General features: G+C 28.0%; 22 protein-coding genes and 1 pseudogene. All 23 read left to right on the top strand.

The window, feature by feature from the left end:
* The first annotated feature begins 3 nt into the window (after window positions 1-3).
* The 23 genes and pseudogenes from FBF15_RS05740 to trpC all read left to right on the top strand — a co-directional run bounded on the left by FBF15_RS05740 (window position 4) and on the right by trpC (window position 21206).
* Window positions 4-384 (top strand): hypothetical protein, encoded by a 381-nt coding sequence (locus tag FBF15_RS05740; protein WP_002865493.1) that lies wholly within the window; start codon window positions 4-6, stop codon window positions 382-384.
* 259 nt (window positions 385-643) lie between these two features.
* Window positions 644-1783 (top strand): hypothetical protein, encoded by a 1140-nt coding sequence (locus FBF15_RS05735; RefSeq protein WP_002874375.1) that lies wholly within the window; start codon window positions 644-646, stop codon window positions 1781-1783.
* A pseudogene (locus tag FBF15_RS09470) lies at window positions 1783-4782 on the top strand (PBECR2 nuclease fold domain-containing protein); the annotation flags it as partial. The gene FBF15_RS05735 and the pseudogene FBF15_RS09470, both read left to right, overlap by 1 nt.
* Window positions 4783-4827: 45 nt before the next feature.
* Complete coding sequence (locus FBF15_RS09945) at window positions 4828-6774, top strand: hypothetical protein (protein ID WP_261006504.1); 1947 nt, start codon at window positions 4828-4830, stop codon at window positions 6772-6774.
* 379 nt (window positions 6775-7153) lie between these two features.
* Window positions 7154-8188, top strand: coding sequence for a DUF5309 family protein (locus tag FBF15_RS05725; RefSeq protein WP_002874378.1), 1035 nt, complete (start codon window positions 7154-7156; stop codon window positions 8186-8188).
* A complete protein-coding gene (locus FBF15_RS05720) occupies window positions 8188-8592 on the top strand; it encodes a hypothetical protein (RefSeq protein WP_002861675.1) in 405 nt (134 codons plus the stop codon). Before FBF15_RS05725 ends, FBF15_RS05720 begins: the two co-directional genes overlap by 1 nt.
* Window positions 8573-8767, top strand: a complete 195-nt coding sequence (locus FBF15_RS05715; RefSeq protein WP_002874379.1) for a hypothetical protein — start codon at window positions 8573-8575, stop codon at window positions 8765-8767. Before FBF15_RS05720 ends, FBF15_RS05715 begins: the two co-directional genes overlap by 20 nt.
* A 2-nt stretch (window positions 8768-8769) precedes the next feature.
* Window positions 8770-11412 (top strand): hypothetical protein, encoded by a 2643-nt coding sequence (locus FBF15_RS05710; protein WP_002874380.1) that lies wholly within the window; start codon window positions 8770-8772, stop codon window positions 11410-11412.
* Window position 11413: 1 nt separating this feature from the next.
* Window positions 11414-11863, top strand: a complete 450-nt coding sequence (locus FBF15_RS05705; protein WP_002874381.1) for a hypothetical protein — start codon at window positions 11414-11416, stop codon at window positions 11861-11863.
* Between the two features lie 12 nt (window positions 11864-11875).
* Window positions 11876-12511, top strand: a complete 636-nt coding sequence (locus tag FBF15_RS05700; protein ID WP_002874382.1) for a DUF4376 domain-containing protein — start codon at window positions 11876-11878, stop codon at window positions 12509-12511.
* Entirely contained in the window at window positions 12508-12891 is a 384-nt protein-coding gene (locus FBF15_RS05695; protein WP_002874384.1) for a hypothetical protein, read from the top strand. Before FBF15_RS05700 ends, FBF15_RS05695 begins: the two co-directional genes overlap by 4 nt.
* Complete coding sequence (locus tag FBF15_RS05690; protein WP_002874385.1) at window positions 12884-13258, top strand: DUF1353 domain-containing protein; 375 nt, start codon at window positions 12884-12886, stop codon at window positions 13256-13258. Before FBF15_RS05695 ends, FBF15_RS05690 begins: the two co-directional genes overlap by 8 nt.
* Entirely contained in the window at window positions 13255-14535 is a 1281-nt protein-coding gene (locus FBF15_RS05685; protein ID WP_002874386.1) for a hypothetical protein, read from the top strand. The genes FBF15_RS05690 and FBF15_RS05685 overlap by 4 nt, the downstream gene beginning before the upstream one ends.
* Before the next feature lie 48 nt (window positions 14536-14583).
* Entirely contained in the window at window positions 14584-15042 is a 459-nt protein-coding gene (locus FBF15_RS05680; RefSeq protein ID WP_002858146.1) for a DUF5675 family protein, read from the top strand.
* Between the two features lie 61 nt (window positions 15043-15103).
* Window positions 15104-15523: a hypothetical protein gene (locus FBF15_RS05675; RefSeq protein ID WP_002857883.1), complete on the top strand. Its 420-nt coding sequence runs from the start codon at window positions 15104-15106 to the stop codon at window positions 15521-15523.
* Entirely contained in the window at window positions 15441-15638 is a 198-nt protein-coding gene (locus tag FBF15_RS05670; protein WP_002781772.1) for a hypothetical protein, read from the top strand. The genes FBF15_RS05675 and FBF15_RS05670 overlap by 83 nt, the downstream gene beginning before the upstream one ends.
* Complete coding sequence (locus FBF15_RS05665; protein WP_002796176.1) at window positions 15631-16122, top strand: hypothetical protein; 492 nt, start codon at window positions 15631-15633, stop codon at window positions 16120-16122. Before FBF15_RS05670 ends, FBF15_RS05665 begins: the two co-directional genes overlap by 8 nt.
* Window positions 16122-17846, top strand: coding sequence for a hypothetical protein (locus tag FBF15_RS05660; RefSeq protein ID WP_032582853.1), 1725 nt, complete (start codon window positions 16122-16124; stop codon window positions 17844-17846). Before FBF15_RS05665 ends, FBF15_RS05660 begins: the two co-directional genes overlap by 1 nt.
* A gap of 116 nt (window positions 17847-17962) precedes the next feature.
* Window positions 17963-18112 (top strand): hypothetical protein, encoded by a 150-nt coding sequence (locus FBF15_RS05655; RefSeq protein ID WP_002857548.1) that lies wholly within the window; start codon window positions 17963-17965, stop codon window positions 18110-18112.
* A 5-nt stretch (window positions 18113-18117) separates the two neighbouring features.
* Window positions 18118-18819, top strand: a complete 702-nt coding sequence (locus tag FBF15_RS05650; RefSeq protein WP_038816844.1) for a tRNA1(Val) (adenine(37)-N6)-methyltransferase — start codon at window positions 18118-18120, stop codon at window positions 18817-18819.
* The gene (locus tag FBF15_RS05645; protein ID WP_002933038.1) at window positions 18809-19183 is read left to right on the top strand and encodes a YkgJ family cysteine cluster protein; all 375 of its coding nucleotides are present in this window, start codon (window positions 18809-18811) and stop codon (window positions 19181-19183) included. Before FBF15_RS05650 ends, FBF15_RS05645 begins: the two co-directional genes overlap by 11 nt.
* Window positions 19156-20433, top strand: a complete 1278-nt coding sequence (locus tag FBF15_RS05640; RefSeq protein ID WP_038816845.1) for an ATP-dependent nuclease subunit B — start codon at window positions 19156-19158, stop codon at window positions 20431-20433. The genes FBF15_RS05645 and FBF15_RS05640 overlap by 28 nt, the downstream gene beginning before the upstream one ends.
* Entirely contained in the window at window positions 20430-21206 is a 777-nt protein-coding gene (gene trpC, locus FBF15_RS05635) for an indole-3-glycerol phosphate synthase TrpC (RefSeq protein WP_002854779.1), read from the top strand. The genes FBF15_RS05640 and trpC overlap by 4 nt, the downstream gene beginning before the upstream one ends.
* The last annotated feature ends 5 nt before the right edge of the window (window positions 21207-21211 follow it).

The following is a 21211-nucleotide window of genomic DNA, read 5'->3' as shown; positions in this document are numbered from 1 at the left end:
ATTATGGATTTTATAACAGCTTTAAAAGGTGGTACGGGATTAGGATCTAGCTTTGCAGATACTTTGATGAAAACAAGCAATTTTACTCAAAATTTAGCAAGTAGCAGTGGTGGTTTTTTAAATGGATTAAAAAATTCTTTTAGTAATTTTGGAGATTGGTTATTTAAAAGTTCTGATGCAAATAAAGTAACTAATTTTGATAGATTGGGAAATGTTTTAGGCGGTGCCGGCGCTTTATATGGTGCTTATAATCAGCAAAAAATGGCAAAGAAAAATTTTGATTTACAAAAAGATGCTTATAACTTCAATAAGTATCTAGCCAATGAAGAGTTAAACAGAAGAAAGAATATGGAAAATAAACTTCAAAATGTTTGGAGTAATTAAATAGATTTGGATTTAAGGAAGCCAAAGGGAAATTATAGCTCCCCTTAAAAAAGGGGAAATCAAGTATTAATAAACCTTGACTATAATTATACAAAGTAGTATAATTATAACTATAATTTTGGTTAGCAATTTAATCACCTCCCAACTGGGCGGTAAATTAACGCTAAAGGGCGGCAACCCTTTGGCGTTGCACCCTTTTAAAATTATACACAAACTTCCTTAAATCCTTTATTTTAAAAGAAAGAATAAAGGAAACAAAATGGCATTTTATAACCCACAAAGAGTAGTATTTAATCCTGATACAGGCGTTATACAAAACGCAGGAAAAGTCGGTGGTGTCTTATATGACATCATGAGCAAAAGTTTTGATGATAAAGTTAAAGCTAATGAGTTTCAGCAAGAGCAAGATTTAAGAAAGCAACAAATGGAATTTAATCAGGCTATGCAAAATAATCAGCTTTTGCAAAATGAGAGAAACTTTGATTATCAAAAAGAAAGAGCAAATATAGCAGATCAGCAATGGCAAATGAATTATAACCAAAGAGCTAGACAATATGCCATGCAAAATGCTTTAAGACAGCAAGCAATAAATGCAAGACAGCAAAAAGATGAAATTTTAGCAGGCCAAGCAATACTTAATCTACCAAGCTATACAAAGTCAAATCCTGAGATGAGAGCAATACAAGAAAGATTTAATACCATAAAAAAAGGTGGTGGTGATTCTTATTATGATGGGCAAGGTCTTTTTGGTGGAACATGGCAAAACATAAAAGGACTTTTTGGTGGAGATAATATAAATGATGCTCAAGATAGCTTATTTAAATTTATAAGCGATAGTATTTATAATGAAAAGGTTAGAAGAGACACAAACTATAATAGAACAAGGCATGATGAAATTTACAAAGAGCCTTCAGCTTGGAAAGCTCAAACTATAAATGCTAAAGAATATGAAAAAGCAATAAGGGATTATATAGCCACTAGTGAAGCTAAGATTAATGCTTATTATGATGAGCAAATGGCAAAGATTTCTAATTTAAAAAATCCATACATCAATAATCTTTATGAAGAGCAAAGACAAAAAGATTTAAAATATTTTAGAGAGGGATTGGCAAAGGATCTTGAGTCTTATTACATTAAAGATGAAATCTCAAATAAACCTAGTAAAAATGCAGTAATTATAGATAATTCAACAACTAATCAAAATATACAAAACGATTTAGCCAAAAATATATTAGAAGTGCAAAATCAAAATACACCAAAATTACATAGCGTTAGTTTTAATGGAATTAATGCTCAAATATCAGAGCCTGATGCTAATGGTAATGTAATATTAGTTAATCAAGCAGGTAGAAAAATGCAAGTTAGCGTAGAAGAATTAAAAAAACAAGGATTAATATAATGAATATAAGAGAATTTTTATTAGAAAAACCACAAGAAAATAACATTATTTCATTTTTGCAAGATGGAGCAAGTCAAAGTGAAAATCAAAATACAAGTGAATATTTATCAAATTTAAAAAATGAAGTAATAAATGATTTTTATAAAAATAAAGATAAATATGCTAAAGAATATGAAAAATATAATTTCAAAGACCAAAATTTAACAAATCATATGGGAAATATTAGTGAATATAAAAGGGATTTATATGATTATAATAAAAATCCATCCATGAATGCTGATGATTTAAGTAATTATATTTTAGATAAGCAATCTAAATTTAATGCCTCTAAACCTATTTTTACTGATGATAATGAAGTAGCAAGAAAAAGTAATCAGTTTATGAGAGATTTAGGCGATGAGTTGCAAAAATCAGGGCGTGGAAGATTATTGCAAGATGATGATGGATCTTATTGGGTGCAAGATAATAACGGAAATTATTCTAAAGTGCAAGGTAGCACAATGGGTGATTTATATCGTGGATTAAGAGATAATGGTGCTAGTATGGCTTTAGGAACAGCAGGTGCCATTGGCGGTACAATGCTAGGTGGCGGAGTTGGTATGGTTGCAGGTGGTGCATTAGGTGCATCTTTAGGGGCAGGATATGATTACTACGGAAATACAAAAGATACAAATCAAGATATGAATTTAAAAGAAGCTCTTATGCTTATGGGCGAAAATGCAGGACTTTCTTTAATAGGAGATGCAGCTTTTGCAGGAGTTGCCAAAGGAGCAAGAGCTTTAAAAAATACCTATAATATGGCAAAAACAGGAGCACAAGCCGGTAAAGATATGATAGATGGCATGGCAGTAAAAGGTGGTAATTTAGGTAATAGGGTTATAGATAAAATCACCCAAAAAGATATCCCTATGATAGGAAAATTTACAGATGGTGGCTTACAAAATGCAGAAACAATTTTTAATAATCTTACAAAAAATGTAGAGAATAAAAAACAAATAGATGAACTTATAGCAAAAGAAAATCCAACATACCTAGAAAATGGAAAGCCTACAATAGAAATATTAAAAAACATTGTCGAGCAAGGACTTAACAAAAATAATCCACAATTTATACAAGATAGCGCTAAAAGAACAAGTACTATTTTAAAAAATATTTCTAATAGTTTACAAGGAATGCCAACTACACATAGAAGAGAAGTATTATTAAAAGCAGCACAAGCTTATCCAGAAATAGGAAGTTTTTTAGATGATGTTTTAAAGGCTGATAAGGATGCTAGTATTTCTTTTTTAAATATGATTAAAGGACAAGATGAAGTATTTAAAAATAAAACAGGTTTAAATGGTGAGTTTGATTATAAGGCTTGGCAAAAAGATAATCACGCTTATGAGAATAGAATAAAACAAGAGTATGGCAGTGCTATAAGTAAATTAGATGAGCTTAATAATGGAAAAATAGTATTAACTAGTGAAGATTTAGCAAAGCTTGAAAATTTTAAAAATAATAATTTTTTAGAGCAAGATGTAAAAAATAACATACAAAGCTATTTAGATGAAATAAAAGGAAAAGAAGTAAGTGTGGAGCAAATCTTTGGATTAAGAACAGCTATAAATAAGCAATTAAACACAGGAAATAAAACATATAATACAAAACAAGCTTATGGAATAGTAAAAGAAATTTTAGATGATGCGTTGATAAGAAATGCTAGTGACAAAGTATTAGCAAAAGAAATCCTAGATAATGCAAATAAAAATTTTGCTTTAAAGGAAAATTTTAAAGAAAGTTATTTAGGCATAATGAAGTCTCAAGAAACAAAAGAAGGGCTTACCGATAGATTGGTTAAAGGGCTTAGAAATATAAATGAAGATAAGAATTTAGAAAATGCTTTTAAAGGAATGAATGAACAAGAAAGATTGGCTAATGAAACTCATGCGATGAATTCTTTATTGGAAAAACATAGGATTGAAGGTGTGGGGTATGATTTTAAATCATTAGCAAAAGATTTAGAAGATGTCAATTTTTCAAGCAAAAAAATAAAAGATGCTAAAGATGTTATTAATGCATACGCTTTGATATATAATAATAATAGAGATTTGATAATGACAGCCTTAGCAAGTAGTGGAAAAAAGACAAACTCTTCAATGGCTACAACAATACAGGGCGTTTTTGATAGAATATTAATAAGTGGTATTTTTGCTAGATTACATGCTTTAGCTCCTTTTTTAAAAAGTGCTAAAGAACAAGCATTAAGAAATCAAATACTAGATGCTATAAAACTTGCTAAAACCAATAAAGAAGTTATATCTAATCTTAAAAACATAAAAATAGCAGATCAAGAACAAAGTAGAATTTTTAAAGATGCTTTGGATAATTATATTAAAGTAGATAAAGAACAAAATAAAATATTAAAAGATGCACTAATAAAAGAAGGTGTTATCAAAGGCGACAACTTCTTCATGGATAAGGCTGATCCTAAAGATAATTCTTTAAGATTTATAGGCAAAAATGGCAAAGAGTATACTATAAATAAAGATGTTAGAAATGAATGGATGAAAACTTTCAATCTTAAAAATATCGACGATGAATATATCCCTAATATACCAAAAGAAGCAAAGATAGCTTTAAAAGATAGAGAAATAAAACTTACAAAAGGAAGTTTACTAAAGCTGATTGAAAAAGATAGAATTAAATACATACCACATATCAAAGAAACTTTAGAAAGCCCACAGGCAATCTTAAAAGATAAAGATGATTTTATTTTTATTAAAAATATAGATAATCAAACTTATTTTACAAGTATAGGCAAAGACTATGAAACGCACTTGACTATAATTAGCAATTCACCAAAGAAACAAAATAATATAAGAAATAAAATTAAGAATGCTGAGGTAGTGTATTATAATAATGCGAGAGCCTTACCGACATCTAGGGCATCTTCAGAGACAAATCAAGTGTCGTTCTCTGATAAACATTCTACCCAAGCTAAACATAAAGAAAGCTTAGAAAAATACAATAGAAATTTTTATTTAAAACATTATAAAGACTTTATAGATAAAAGCGAGAATAAAAAGATTTTTTTTAAATATAATTTTGGAGATTTTCTAGACATAAAAAAACTAGAAAAAAGTCTTGAAAAATATAAAGAAAGCAAACCTCAAGAAATCAAGTATAAAGAGTTAAAAAGAGGTTATATTTTAGATGATTTACTTAATGTAGATGAAGATGTAAGTTATGCGGTTGTCAATAAAGACGATTTAAAACCTTCTTTGACAAGAAGTTTATCGCAATTTAGAAATAAACATTCTAATTCCACAATTAGCGATATAAGAAATTCTTTTAATGAAAGGGAGCATTTTAAAGAAAGTTCAAATTTTGATGGAATACCAACCATAACTAAGGACGGACTTGTTATTGCTGGAAATCATAGAACCACCGCTATAAGAGATTTAAAAGGAGAAAACTTAGCAAGATATATCAAACAAGCTAAAAGGGTTTATGGAGAAGATGTATTTAAAGGTTTTGATGAAAATAAAGCTATGATAGTAAGAATTTTAGATAAAAATGATGATGATACAATTATAAGACTTTCAAAACTTTCAAATGATGGTAGATTGAGCGATGAGAGTGAAAAGCTTCAAGCTTTAGGAGCTAAATATAAAGAAAAACTTTTAAAAATAGAAAATTCAAAAATTAATACAGAAAAAGAACTAATGAATTTTTTAGGTTCAAGAGATATTTTAGAAAGTAAAAGAGCTTTGTTAGATCATTTAATGCCTAATATTCATGACGCTTTACTCTCGTGGGAAAGAAGAAGTGGGGGAGATACTGAATTTAGTAAAATACTTAATGATAATGCCTTAAATTTATTACATTTAAAACAAGCTCTTAATAAAAATAAAGTATTCAAAGATAATGGAAATAACTTTTTTTCTCTTTTTAAAAGAGCTATTGAAAGCATAAACCAAAGTAATGTTTATAAAAATAATAATGAGCTCTATGATATTATTAAAAAATATACAGAACCAAGTTTAAATTTTGAAAAAGAATTTATATCAAGCAATAAAGATTTACAAGCTGATATTTTAGGTTTTATCATTAAATATAATGACACTCTTACAAATCCTAGCGAAGCTTTTGGTAATAAGATTAAAAAAGCTATAGAATTTATTTATGATAATGATAGTTTTTCTTTGTTTAATAATATAAAACTAAGTAATTATGATGTTTTAAATCAAATGCTTAATATAAACATTACAAATAGTATAAAATATCAAGAACTTTTAAATAAAGCAATTGATAATTTGTCTGATGAAAAAAATATAATAAAAAAGTTAAATGAGAATATTAAAAATAAAAAAAGCGTAAAACAAAGACTTGATGAAAAAATACAAGATGATAAAAAAGCTAGAGAAGATATTCTAAAAAGATATGATAATTTTCTAAAAGAAAATAAAGACAATAAACTTGATTTTTTAGATAAGATGAATTTAAATACTATTGAATACAACCTAACTAGACAGATGATAGTCAATGCTAAAGAAAGCACAAGTAAAGGGGTAAAAAAAGATATTCCAAGTGATTTAAGGGGTAAAATAGAAAAAGAATTAAACATACAACCTTTAAAAGAATTTGGCGAAAATTATACAGAATATTATCACGATGGAAAAGGTGCTTTACAAAAACTACTTATTGAAAAACAAGGACAGGTAGCAGGTGCTTTTCATAGAAAAGATTTAGGGGATATTGATTTGGTTTGGGGAGAGGTAACAGATAAGATAAAACATAAAGGTTATGGTTTAGCTCATATTATCGATAAGCATCCTGAGTTGGACTTGAAATTAATTAGCGATATTGTCGATAAGGGGAAATTAAATAACCAAAACAACATAAGATATAGAATAGAATATAAAAATTATATTATAGGTTTAAGCAGTGAATATAAAGGAAATAAAAGAACTTTTATAATTACAGCTTTTGAAAGATACAAAGGATAAAAACAACACTTTCACCGATTGTTTTTTTGCGGTTAGCTCGGACAATTTACTAACCAACCTTTTATCAATTATAGCATAAATTCATGTAATTATTTTTTAAAATAAAAAAGATAATTGGAAGGGAGATAATAGGATTGTGACTGCATATGAAAAGATTTAAGAGAAAAAGCCAGAAGGTAGTTCTCTCTTGCTTTTACAAAGGTCGAGATTCTACTCTTAAGTTCTTAATCAAAATTCTAATAAACAAAACTAAAAACAAAAATAAATTAGTTTTAATTTGTCTTGTTTTTAAAAATATCTAATTTATTTCAAAACACACTATATTTGAAATAGTCATTTTTGGAAAAATCCTTAAAACTAAACTAAGGAGAATTCAAAAATGGCTTTACCTTCAATGGGACATACCTCACCCGCAACAGAAAATGTTAAGTTAAAACAATCAATATATGAAACGATTATTAAAATTGGAGCTACTGAAACACCAATTTTAAATAAAATAGGTACTTCAAAGGTTACAAATCCTTTAACTCATAGTTGGATTACTGATACTTTTGAAGAACCAAAAAAGAATGCAAATTTAGAGTTAAGTAAATTTGTAGGTGAAACAAAAAACACAGCCCAAAAAACTACAAATGCTATTCAAATATTCATTACTGAAGCCATGGTATCAAAAGCTTTATTAAAAGCAAATCAATATGGTGGAAATGAAATGGAGTATCAAATAGGCAAAAAAACCAAAGAACATAAAATGGATATGGAATATGCTTTATTTGGTCTAGGCAGAGATAGTGATGTAAAAAAATCAGTTTTCAAAGATTATGTTCAAGCACAAGAAGCAACAAGTGGAGAAATGGCTGGACTTTTTCATTATATCGCTAAAGGAAAAGATAGCTTTTCTGATGGAAAGCGTGGAAATGTATTAGCTTTTGATGAAACAGGAGATTGGAGTGGAACTGCAACAGAACTAACAGAAGATAAACTTAATCAAATTTTGCAAACCATTTGGAATAGCGGAGTGACGCCTAAAGATGTCTTTTTAGGAGCTGACTTAAAAGGAGCTATCAATAAATTCGCTACAAGAATTTTAGGCAATGAAACAAAACTAGCAGGACAAGTAGTGAGCCTTGAAACAGATTTTGGAACGGTAAATTTCCATATGCATAGATTATTAAGCCCTAAATATGGTTTGGGTGATGTTTTAATTGCTGGGGATTTTGAGTATATGAAACATGGGCTTTATATTCCTACTATGATTGAAGATGTTCCAACTGATATTACTGCAAAAGCAAAAAGATTTTATACGCAAAGCACTTTAGAAGTAAGAAATGCTGATGCTTTTGCTATAGGCGTGGGATTAACTAGTGGAAATAATGCAAAGGCTAAAGCGGTTTTAAAAGCAGCAAAAGGTGCATAATGCTTTGTGCTACGGCTAAAAAACTCATTATCGCTAAAGTTAAAAATTCTTACAAAATGATAGAAGATGATGAAGTTTTGAAAGCCTATTTTATGGAAGCATTTTATTATATTTTATCAAAATGTGTTCCTAGCGTTCTTTTAAAAAATGTAGAGCAAGGCGAAAAAGTTTTTAGGCAAGTTAGAAATAATCATTTTTTGATTATTCCTGATGAGCCTGATTTTGACAATGAAAAAGAACATTTAATGATAGATGAAACACTTAGTTTTGCTGTGATTAATTATGTTTGTTATTTGATTACAAGATGCGAAGAAAAAGACTTTCTGGCATTATGTGACAAGATAATTTATGAGTATATAGCTAATGATGGCAAGGAGCTTGATGATGAAAGAACATGGTTGTAATTGTAATTTCACAAAAAAAATTAATAGAGCTTTGAGTTATAAAGACTATGTGCAAAGTATAAATAGTGCTGATTTTATAGCTTATTTAGATGATAAAAAATGGCTTTTAGCCATGGATGATCTGCTTTTCTTTTGCGAAAAGAGAATTAAAGATAGTGATTATTATGAAGGTTAAAAATGGGAACAAGCTTAAATGAATTAAAAACAGGTAGAGAAAAACTTGAAATCATAAATCAAGTTTTAGCTAGAATAAACAGCATTTCAGAAGCAATAGACAATACAAGACTTGATGAAGTTGTAGGCTTAAAACAAGCTTGCGAATCTTTAAAAAATGAATGTTTAAAATTTAAAAATGATATTGTAGATAAAAATGATGATATTTTAAGCAAATATGATGATATTAATAAAAAATATTCAAATATAAGTGAAAAATACAACAATGTAAATGCAAAATTTGATTATATTAAAGAAGCGTATGAAGATTTTTCTTTAAATAAACAAGAAATACAAAACATTAAAGATTTTTTAGAAAATAATACAGAAGAGTTTGAGAATTTAAAAAAAGATATACAGAAATATGAAGAAATAAAATTTAATTTAGATAATTATATTAATGAAATTAAACAAAATAAAGATTTTGTAAAAGAATATTTTGATTTGAACACAAAAATTAAAGATGAAATTTTAAGTGAACTTAATCATGCTTTAGAAATTGTAGATAGCTTACATTTAAATGTTGATGAATTAAAAGAAATAAAACCTGAATTAATAAGTATTAAAAAAGAAGTAAAAGATTTAGCAAATGAAGCAAAATTAGTAGTAAGTAAAGCAAGCGAAATTATAAAAAATAAAATTAACACTATATTCTTTGAAAACCAAAGATTAAATCAAGAAATGATAGATAGTGTTAAAAAGCTAGAAGAAATTAAATTTGATATTGGAGTTAAATATAAAGAAATAGCTAGTGCATATGAACTACTTTTAGAAAGCAAGCAAAATATAGAAGATTTAAGAGAAGTTATAGCTTTATATAAAGAATTTGAAAATGATATAACATCTTATTCCCAAATTATAAAAGATTTTAAAAGTAAAATAGAAAATTTAGAACGAGATTTAAAATCACAGTCTGAAAGTATCTACTCTTCTTTAAATGATAAACAAAATGAAATATTAAAAAAATTAAATGAAGTAAAAAATGAAGCTTTAGTTAAATTTGATGAACTTACAGCAAAATGTGAAGGGTATAAAATACATTTTGAGCAAAGTTATGATAGGTTTAATCAAAGAGCTTTGATAGCTAATGAAGATTTAGGTAGGTTAGCTGAAGTTGCTAAAAAAGAACTAGGTAATGATAAGTTAATTTATGAAACAGAATTAAAAGTTTTAGCTGAAGAAACAATAAAACAAATGGAAGAAATGCTCAAAGGTTTAAGTGATGAAAGAAATGAAGTCACAGAGGTTTTTGAAACTCAAAAGAAAGAATTTACTACTCTTGTAGATACTTCTAAAGTTATGATTGACAACTTAAATCATATTTTTAATGCGAATTATCAAGCAAAGAAAAATGAGTTTAGTATTATTTTTAATGAAAAATTACATAGTTTAAACGAGAATAAGCAAGATTTTTTAAATGAGCTTGTGAGCGCAAAAGAAAACGGACTCAATAAAATAAATGAAACAAAAGAGCAAAGCCTTAATGAAATAATCCAAACAAAAGAACAAGGACTTAATGAGCTTGAAACTAAAAAAGGTGAGTGCATAGATGAGATTGACAATCAAGCAAGAATCTATGATATAAGTGGTGTTAAGGCTAATGTTGAATATCTTCTTTCTTTGCTTAATGAGAAGGATGATGGTAAAGATGATGGAATTAAAGATGAAATTGCAAATATAGAGCAAGGTATAAAAGATAAAGAACAAGAGCTTGAAGAGATAAAAAAGCAAATTGAAGAAGCTTTAAATAATAATGATGAATTAAAGCAAAAAAATGAGGAATTAAAGGAAATTAAAAATCAAATCTATGAGGCTTTAAGTCAAGAACCACCTGCTGATACAAGCGAACTTGAAGAGAGAAAAGAAGAACTTGAAAATCAAATTGCTGAGCTTGAAAAAGAGATTGCTGGTGAATTAATTAACAAAAAAGAGGAAATTGAAAAAGAACTTGAAGAAGCTAATCAAAACTTAGAGGACAAAAACAATGAGTTAGAGCAAAATGAAAAAGATAAAAAGCTAATTACACAAAAAGTATTAGATATAACTATTAAAACTTTAGAAGCACTTATAGATATAAAAGTAAGTTTAAATGGCGATGAAGAGATAAATGGAAATAAAACTTTTGCTAATCCTATTTTAGTAAAAGTAGATCCAACTAATGATAACCATTTAACAAATAAAATCTATGTAGATACCGCTTTAAATACAAAAGCAAATTTAAATGGAGATAATATATTTAATGGCGCAAATACTTTTAATCAGGCATTAACTTCTCGGGCCGATCCAACAAATGATAATCACTTAACTAGAAAATGGTATGTAGATTATGGTGGTGGAATTAAAAATCTTGGCACAACTGGCAGTATAAATCTAGATTTAAGACAAGCTCAACATTTTATTTTAACAGCAAATGCAGGAACAAGCATAGGAATAGCTAATTTTGGAGGAGTAGGAAAAAGCGGAACAATAACTATAAATAATTGTCAAAATGTAGTAGCTTTTAATGCCCCTTTTAAATTTAGAATAGCTCAAAGTGGATTTAGTGGCACTGAAACTTTTGCTTATTTTTGCATAGCTTCGAATAATGTAAGATTAGTAAGGACTTAAAATGAACTGCCTCCTTCTTTCTAATAATGGCATAGCACTAAATTTACCTCCATCTTTAGGAGGCTCGGTTGCAAATTATAATTATATGTTAAAGCTAGACATGATTTATAAACAAGCAGTGGTATTGCCATCAAATATTAATAATAAAGAAGTGGTTATGTTAGGCGAAGTTTGGACGACTGGAAATATGTCTAATAAAACTTCTGGAAATACTTTAGAAATAACTTGGAATAATTTTAATTCAAAAGTAACACTACATGCTTTAAGTAAATATTACACTGCCAATGCAAAAATCAAAGTAGAGAAAAAATTCAATTTTGGAAATATAAATAACTTACAAATAATGCTAAGTTCTTATCAAAGTGGTAGTGCAAATGCAAGTGCTGGTTGGAACTTAAATGATGGGAATAGATTAAACCCAAGAGCAAATTTAACATTATACTGGAATTAAGAAAGGATAAATATGTTTTATGATTTAAAAAATAAAAGTTTAAAATATGATGATATTTTTTTAAAAGATGTAAAAATACAAAACGAAGAAGGTGAAATTGATGCACAAGATACTTATTTTTTAAGTGCTTGCGATGATAAGCTTTTAAAAGAGCTTGGTTTTGCTAAAGTTAAAGAAGAAGAAATCCCAAGTTTTAATGAAAAAATTGAAGAACTTCGCCAAATTCAAACTTATGATGAAGAAAATAATCTTTATATTATTTCTTATAAGATTAAAGAAAAAGCATTAGAAGAGTTAAAAGAATTAAAATTAGAAGAACTAAAAGCTATAAAAGAAGAAAAGCTTTTGTTTATGCCTTTTAAAAATACTATATTTCAAATTGACACGGAAGCAAAAATTAATATTAGCGGAAAAGTTAGCGAGATAATGTTAGCAAATCTCAATAATACTCCTTTGGAAAATATTGCTTGGATTGATAAAGATAATAAAATCACTACATTTAACAAAGAAGAATTTTTGGAATTTGGGGTTGGTATCGCTAAATATACTGAAAGTATTATTTTTAAAAATGATGAACTAAGAAATAAAGTGAAAAATGCGACATCTTTAGAAGAATTAAATTTAATTGCATGGGAGAGTGAAAAATGAGTACTGAAAATATAATAAAAGAAGGTGCTATACTCGGTTCTTTAAGTGGATCTGCATTATTAGGATTGATGGTTTTTGTCTTAGCTGGGATTGCATGGCATTTATATAAAACTTTACATAAAGAAGCTGGGGAAAGAACAAAAGAACTTATAAGTGAAACCAAAAATACTAATGTTCTTATTAGAGAACAAATTGCAGTATCCAGAGTAAGTAGCGATAGTTTGGTTAAATTTATAGAAACACATTGCTCAAAAACCAATGACAAGCTAGAAGCTATAGAAACAGATCTTATGAGAATGGATGAAAGGCTTGTTAAGCTTACTCAAATAAGAAATGATGAATTAAGAAGTATTTTTAAAAAAAAGGAAAACAATGACTAAAACAGAATTAAAAAGGGTTTGTGTAAAGCCATACGATAAGGACAGGTTTGAAGTGATACAAGATTATGAGTTTATTTTGCCAAATTACAAAGGCATTGTACCACAAGGTTTTAAAACTGATGGAGCGAGTATTCCACGCCTTTTTTGGTCTTTGTTTCCACCTTTTAAAAGTGAGTATTTTAGCGCTTGTGTTGTCCATGACTATTTGTGTATAAATGCAAAATCAAGAGATGATTATAGGCTAGCTGATCTTGTTTTAAAAGAAGCAATGCAAGCTTTAGAAATAAATAAATTTAAGATTTTTGTTTTTTATTACTCTTGTAATTTATTTCATCAGATCAAATGTTTAATAAAGGGGATAAGATGAGTTTAGAACAGGTTATAAATACTCAAAATGAAAGTTTAAATCAAATTATAAGTAGTTTACAAGAATTAGTTTTAAGTTATAAAAATGGTAATTTGAGTTTAGAAGATGTTAAAAAATTAATTAACGAAACTATTGAAAATATATCAAATGATTATATAAAAGAAAGCGAGCTAAAAGAAAAACTAGAAGCCTTGCTAGAAGAGCTTGGCATCAATGCAAATATCAATAAAGAGAGTTTAAAAGAAGTTGTATTAAAAGTTGTTTTAGAAAATCAAGAAAGTTTAAAAGGTGATAAAGGAGATCCTTTTACTTATGAAGATTTTACAGAAGAACAGCTTGAAAATTTAAAAGGGCAAGATGGAGCTAAAGGAGCTGATGGTAAAAGTGCTTATGAACTTTGGCTTGAAAATGAAGAAAACACTGGAAAAAGTCAAGATGAATTTTTAGAAAGTTTAAAGGCTCAAACACCAACAAAAGAAGAAATTAAACCTATTATAGAAGAGACGCTCGAAGATATGAAATTAAATTTAGGCATTAATGGAATAAAAGTATCTAATTCTATTCCCACTCCAAAAACAAAAGCTAATGTTAATGATTTAATTATAACTTATAATGAAAATGTAAAACAACTTTGGCTTTGTGTGGCAAGTGATGATAAATACACAAGTTGGATTAATTTGCTTGGAAATGAAAATATTACAGCACAAGAGTTGATTATTATTAGTTTTGATACAAATTTAAATAGTGGTCAATATGGCGGATGTTTAAGTGATTTGCGTTTTGGTTTTGAAAATTCTTTAGCAAGCACTACGCAAATTATAAAAGGACTTAATGAAGGCAGTTTTTTAATCACTAAAGATGGAATGGGTTTAAAATCTAAAAATTATACTGAAGTTAGCGTTCTTTCAAAACCAAGTAAAAATCAAATAGAAGGAAATATTAAAACGAGCGGAATTTATAATGATCCTGCTTGGCATAATATTACCAATGCTTTAAAAAAATATGATGGCAATGCAAATGAATGCTGTCTTTGGGCTTCTAATATAAAAAATAGTGTAAGTATAGAGCTTTTTACAAATGAAATTCCTATGAGTCTTTTTTATAGGCAAGCTGGATATTATGGAAATGTCAATCTTTCAAATATAAAAATGCAAAAAGCCCTTAGAGTTCAAAATGAAATTATAGTCGAGAGAAGCTTTATAGGAATAAAAAAAGAAATTGATAAAACTACCTATGGTGATAATGCTTTTTTATTTGAATTTGAAGAAGAAAAATGAGTTTAAATCTAAAAATAAAATACAAAAAATAAAAAGAAAGGAATTATAATGAAAGTAACAATTAATAGAAGATACACAGGTAAAACTTGTGTTATTGGTAAATTTAAGGTTTTAGATGATGAAGAAAAAATTCTTTTTGAATGTTTTTCTTTGGAAGAAGACAAAGAAGGTTTAGAAAGTGGCAAAGATTTAAGAATACCTGAAGGAAATTATAATTTAAAAAGACATAGTCCTTCACGATTTGAAAATACTTTAAGAAGTATTACAAAAAAAGATGATACAATGATAAATGTTTATAATGATGAAGTTCCTTCAAGTCGTGCAATTTTAATACACTGGGGAAACACTGACAAAGACACACAAGGTTGTATCTTGCTGGGGCTTACTAAAGATAATAATAATGAAAGTGTCGGTCAAAGCAGACAAGCTTGTAAAGAATTTTATGATTTGGTGTATGGTAAAAATCTTGAAGACATTAAATTAGAAATAACAAATGAGTTAGCATGAAAGGAGATAAAGTTTAAGTAGGTTAAAGTTTACACCCCACACTTAAACTTCTAAACAAAATATGATAAATCTTTTATTTGGAAATGCAAAGCTTTATATAGCCTTAGCTTTAATGGCAATCTTAACAGGATATTTTTATCTAAGACTTGATAGCACAAAGGCCAAATTAGAAAAAAGTCAAAGTGATTTAGCTTTGGCTTTAAAAATAAATGAAAATAATCAAGAAAAATTAAAAGAATTAAATCAAATTCATAAAACAGAATTAAAGGCTTTAAATGAAGCAAACAATCAAAAAAATCAAGTACAAGAAAGGGTGCAATATGTTAAAGAATACATTTATAAAAGCAATGAAAATAATATTACCAAGCTTTTTAACGATGTCGTTGATAGGTTGTGGGATGCAAACTCAACAAGTAGTAACCAAAATAGAAATTCAAAAAGTAAGAATTCCGCAAGAACTACTAACATTAAGTCCTCTTGAAAAGCCAATAGCAAAAAATGAACTAGATATTTTAAATGCTTATTCTATGCTTTTTTACAAATACAAACAGTGTGAAATTCAGATAAGCAAAATAAAGGAGCTAAATAATGAGTAATACAAATGTTGATTACAACAAAAGACTTGAAGCATTTAAAGAAATTTATCCGCAAATTTTAGAAATGAGTTTAGCGGAAAAATCTCCATTTGGAGAATTTAAAAAGCTTTTAGAACAATTTGGAAACGATAATGTTATAAGAAATGACCAACAATTTCAAAGCTTGGCACAAGCGTTGGTAAGTGTTGGACAAACCATAGTGGCTCAAAGTCAAAATACAGCTTTATCCATGATTTTACAAGGCGATGAAAACGAGCTTAACGCTGAAAAATCTTTACTTTTAAGAGCTCAAACAGAAACAGAAAAAGCAAAACCTGCATTAATAGCTAGACAAACTTCACAGATAGATGATAATTTAAGAATAGAAGCTGCAAAAGTTACACAGAGTGTTCAATTTGGATATTGTACCGGTGGTCTTGATATACCACAAGAAATTATGAAGCTTGTTAAAGAAAAGATAGAAAATATAGAAAAGTCTTCATAATGCTTATAGATGAAAAAAGGCTTATGAGAAATTATACTCTTAAGCCTGCTTATCCATCAAACATAGGAGAATTGGATACACAAGAAGTATATAAACAATGGTTTACCTATGCTATGATAGGGGTAAATAAATATGTTGAGCTTTTACATAAACAACTTGTAAGAAAAAGTAGAAGTCAAATTCAAAATATAAACCATCCGCTATTTAAAAATTCGTATATAGTGAAAAAATATAACATTAAAAGTTCTAGCACTGCACCTTATAATAAGGAAAACTATAATGATTTAGGACTTAACCAATTTTTCGTAGGGCAAGATCCATACAAACCTTATCAGGGAGATCCTAGTAGTGAAAATGGAATATATCATGATATTTGCGAAATAAGAACTAATTATAATTTAGGAAGTATGCAGTATTATTATGGTTTTCCAAATAATTTAGCTCTTTTATTTGAAAAAGAAAAAGCTTGGAAATATAATGGAAAAGGATTTTTTTATATTGATGAAAAAATAAATTTCAAAGATATATTAAATAAGGCATTGGAAAATATAAATTATGAAATGCTTATAAATGATATAGAAGTAGTTATTTTTTCTCAAACCATCCAAAAAAATAATGAATGGATATATCCTAGTATTGATGATATTAAAATACCAGAAATTAAAGTAGAAAATGTTGAATTTAAACCAACTTTTGGAAAACCTTATAAAAAATTATGCATTGATGTTGAAAAATTTTATAATGATTTTAAAGAATTAAATAAAAATATATTTAGAATCGAAAAAGTAGAAATAACCTATAATGTATATGAGAAAGCACAAAAAACTAGAGAGAGTGATCCGAGTAAAATATATTATACTTTAACAAGCAAAAAGATATCTTTTTTTGAAGTATTTAACTCAATAAAAGAAAATTATAAATGCAAATATGCAACTCCTTTATGTTTTTATAATGGGTTTAATTTAGTTTGTTATGAAGAGCCTTATGTTGCTTATTCTTACCTCAATAATCAAAGCTTTGGAAAAAAAGATACAAGTGTTACGCCAAGCGTATATCCGTTATATAGAAAAAGTTCAAATTTACCTTATGGGCGTAGAGATAGATGGTTTGCATTATGGGATAGTTTTTATTATCTTTATGTATACGAAAAATCAAGCAAAGGAATTTTAAGCTTTTTGGCACCTATTGTTACTATTATTTTGGCTGTAGCTACTTGGTGGATTGGCGGACAAGGTGCATGGCTAGGAACATTGATAGGAGTGAGTGAGAATGTAGCTGCGGGTATCACACTAGGAATTAGCTTAGGTTTAGCCGTGGGTTCACTTACTGGAAATAAATTATTTTCAATTCTTAATGCTGTTTGGGGTTTGGTTAATTTTTTAGGTGCTTGGGGTGCTAATAATTGGAATTTAGCTGCAGATTTTACAAAAAATACAGCACAAGCAGCACAAGAAATGACAACTTTTGAATCAACTTTAAATATTGTTGGAAATTTACTAAGCGGAGCTAGTAAGATTTTTGATGTTGTTCAAAGCATTACAGCAGAAACTCCTGATATGATAAATGAGCAAAGCGATGATTCTGATAATGAAGGTGGAAATGGAAGTGAAGCTGAAGAATTAGCAAAAGATGCAATTAATCCAACTTTATGGTATAATTTTGAAACTGCAGATATATTAAATGAAAAAATAGAAAAGAAAGAAAAACCTATTTTTATATTTTAATTTTTGTAGCCATTTTGTAGCCAAATTAAATTTGAAATATTTAAAATTTATATTTTATGGTATTTTATAGTTATTGTTAGGTGTTCGCCGTGGACACCATTTTATGAGGTGTTATTATGATAAAAATTGCTTTTTTTATAACTTTTGTAATTTCTTTTTTGACAGCACAAAGCCCAGTAAATTTTAAAGAAGATAATAATATAACAAAAGAACAAAATATATTTAAAGAACAACCTCCAAAACGCATTAAAATTCCAACGCATTAAAATATATGTCAGATTTGATTACGCTAGCACAATTATCACAAGGGTATCGTTACAATAGTGATTCTTTAATTTTAGCTAATTTTATTTTAAAACAAGGAATTAAAGGCGCTGTTTTTGATGTAGGTGCGGGCTGTGGTATCATAGGTATTTTACTTAAAAAAAATATTGCAAATTTAAGTTTATCTTTGATTGATATTCAAAAAGAAAATATAGAATTGATTGAAAAAAATTTAAAATCCAACCAAATACAAGGCGATATTTTTCATGATGATTTCAATCAATTTCAAAGCATAAAAAAATTTGACTTCATAGTTTGCAATCCTCCATTTTATAGACAAGGAGCTTACAAGAGTGAAGATCAGCATAAAGCTATAAGTAAATTTCAGGAATTTTTACCCTTGCATAGCTTTTTAACTAAAGCAAATTCTATGCTTAAGCCAAATGGTACTTTGTATTTTTGCTATGAAGCTTTAGCTTTGGATGAAATTTGTTTTATTTTAAAAGATATGAAAATAAAAATAACAAAGCTTTGCTTTGTACATACACATCAAAACAAAAAAGCAAGACTTGTTTTGATACAGGTAAAAAAAGGTTCAAAATCGCCTTGTGAGATTTTACCTCCTTTTTTTGTATATGAAAATGAAATTTTAAGCAAACAAATGCAAGAAATTCACTTAAGATTTAGGTTAAAAAGTTATGATATTTGATAAAAATTTTTCTTATGCTTTTGATGAAAATGCTTGTGAGAAATGCGGTGGAAAGTGTTGCACTGGAGAAAGTGGCAATATTTTTGCGAGCAAGGAAGAATTAGAAGCATTAAGAAAGCATTTAAATTTAGAAAGCAAAGAATTTGCTGAAAAATACTTGAGAAAAGTGGGCTTTAAAATGAGTTTTAAGGAAGTCGAATTTGAAGATGGTTTTGCTTGCATTTTTTTTGATACTCAAAAAAGAAATTGCAGTATCTACGATTTTCGTCCAAAACAATGCAGAACTTTTCCATTTTGGGAATATTTTAAAACACATCAAAAGGAATTAGAAAAAGAATGTATAGGTATTTGTTATTTGTCTTAGCAGCCTTTTTTTTGGCAGCTTGTGGAAGTTCAAAAATCAATGTTGTTTATCCTGATTATACAAAATATAAAAGCAATGATTTTGATTTAAGGGTTATGAAGGCTTATAATTATGAGTATTATAAACAATACAAAGAAGCCAGAGATGAATTTTTAAGTCTTTATCAAGATTATAATAATACTAATTTTTTAGAAAATGCATTTTTACTTACTTTAGCAAACAATCTTGACAAGCAAGCAGAGTTAAATAATCTAGCAAAGCCTTATTTAAATCAAAATGACAATCTTAAGCGACTTAGTGCTCTTTATGCTTTAAATTCAAATGATATCAACAATGCTCAAAAACTTATGAAAGAGCTTTTAACAAAAAAGGATAGTGATCCTAGAAATTTAGAGCTTTACGGGGATATTTTGGTTAAAAAAAATGATTTAAAAAATGCTACAAAATACTATAGATCTGCTTATAATCAAGTGCAAAATGAAGAAATTTTATTTAAACTCATAGGAATTTATGCGATTTTGAATGATACTTTAAATATTAAAAATGTTTTAGAATTTTCAAGAAAAACCAATGGTTGCACTCTCAAAACTTGCGTCTTGCTTGCTAAAATTTATTTTGATGAAAAAAATATCGAAGCTTTAAAAAGTATATATAAAGAGCTTTATCAACTTACCAAAAATAAAAGTTTTGTATTGGCTTTAGTTGAGCTTTTAAATTCTCAAGGCAAAACAGAAGAAGCTTTAAAAATTTCTTTGCAGTATGATTTAGATGATGACATTAAACTCGCTTTGTATCAGAATTTAAAACGCTTTGATGATGCTAAAAAAATGAGTTTAGCTCTTTATCATAAAACAAAAAATAAAGAATATCTTCTACGAGCGGCAGTTTTTGAATTTGAAGCTGCAAATGAAGCTAAAAAAATCACTCCAAAAGTAATTGATTCTGTAAAAGAAAAATTCGAACAGGCTATCGATAAAGATAGCAATGCTTTGTATTTAAACTACTATGGATATTTGCTTATAGATTATGATTTAGATGTTAAAAAAGGTATAGAGCTTGTGAAACTTGCCTTAGAAAAAGATCCACAGAATTTGTATTATTTAGATTCTTTAGCTTGGGGGTATTATAAACTAGGCGATTGTAAGCAAGCATGGGAAATTTTAAAACAAACATTAGATGATAAAGAATTTGCAAATTCTGATGAGAGCAAAGCTCATATAAAAGCGATAAAGGCGTGTATAAAACCATGATATTGGATAAAATTTTTGAAAAAACAAAAGAAGATTTAAAAGAACGCAAACTAAAACTTCCTTATGATATGTTAGGGCGTTCTTTAGCTTCAAATCCTTTCTTTCCAAAAGATGTGATTAAGGCTTTAAAAAGAGTAGAAAAAGAAGTTAAAATCATAGCAGAAGTAAAAAAAGCAAGCCCTAGCAAGGGAGTCATTAGAGAAGACTTTGATCCTTTGAGTATCGCTTTAAATTATGAGAAGAACAAAGCTGCGGCGATTTCTGTTTTAACTGAGCCGCATTTTTTTAAAGGTTCTTTAGAATACTTAAGTCTTATACGCCGTTATACGCAAATTCCTTTACTTAGAAAAGATTTTATCTTTGATGAGTATCAAATTTTAGAAGCTTTGGTTTATGGGGCGGATTTTGTATTATTAATCGCTAAAATGCTAAGCATGAAAGAGCTTAAAAAACTGCTTGAGTTTGCAAGACATTTAGGTCTTGAGGCTTTGGTTGAAATTCATGATAAAGAGGATTTGAGTAAGGCTATTTTTGCTGGAGCGGATATCATTGGTATCAATCATCGTAATTTAGAGGATTTTACTATGGATATGAGTTTGTGCGAAAAACTTATCCCACAAATCCCAAATTCAAAAATCATCATCGCAGAAAGTGGTTTAGAAAATAAAGAATTTTTAGAGCATTTGCAAAATTTAGGCGTTGATGCTTTTTTAATCGGCGAATATTTTATGCGCGAAAAAGATGAAGGAAAGGCTTTAAAAGCTTTGCTTTAAGGAGG

Source organism: Campylobacter sp. CFSAN093233, from assembly GCF_011068165.1.
Lineage (GTDB): Bacteria > Campylobacterota > Campylobacteria > Campylobacterales > Campylobacteraceae > Campylobacter_D > Campylobacter_D jejuni.
The sequence above is the reverse complement of the archived record's forward strand: the minus strand, read 5'-3'. Positions and strand labels throughout refer to the sequence as shown.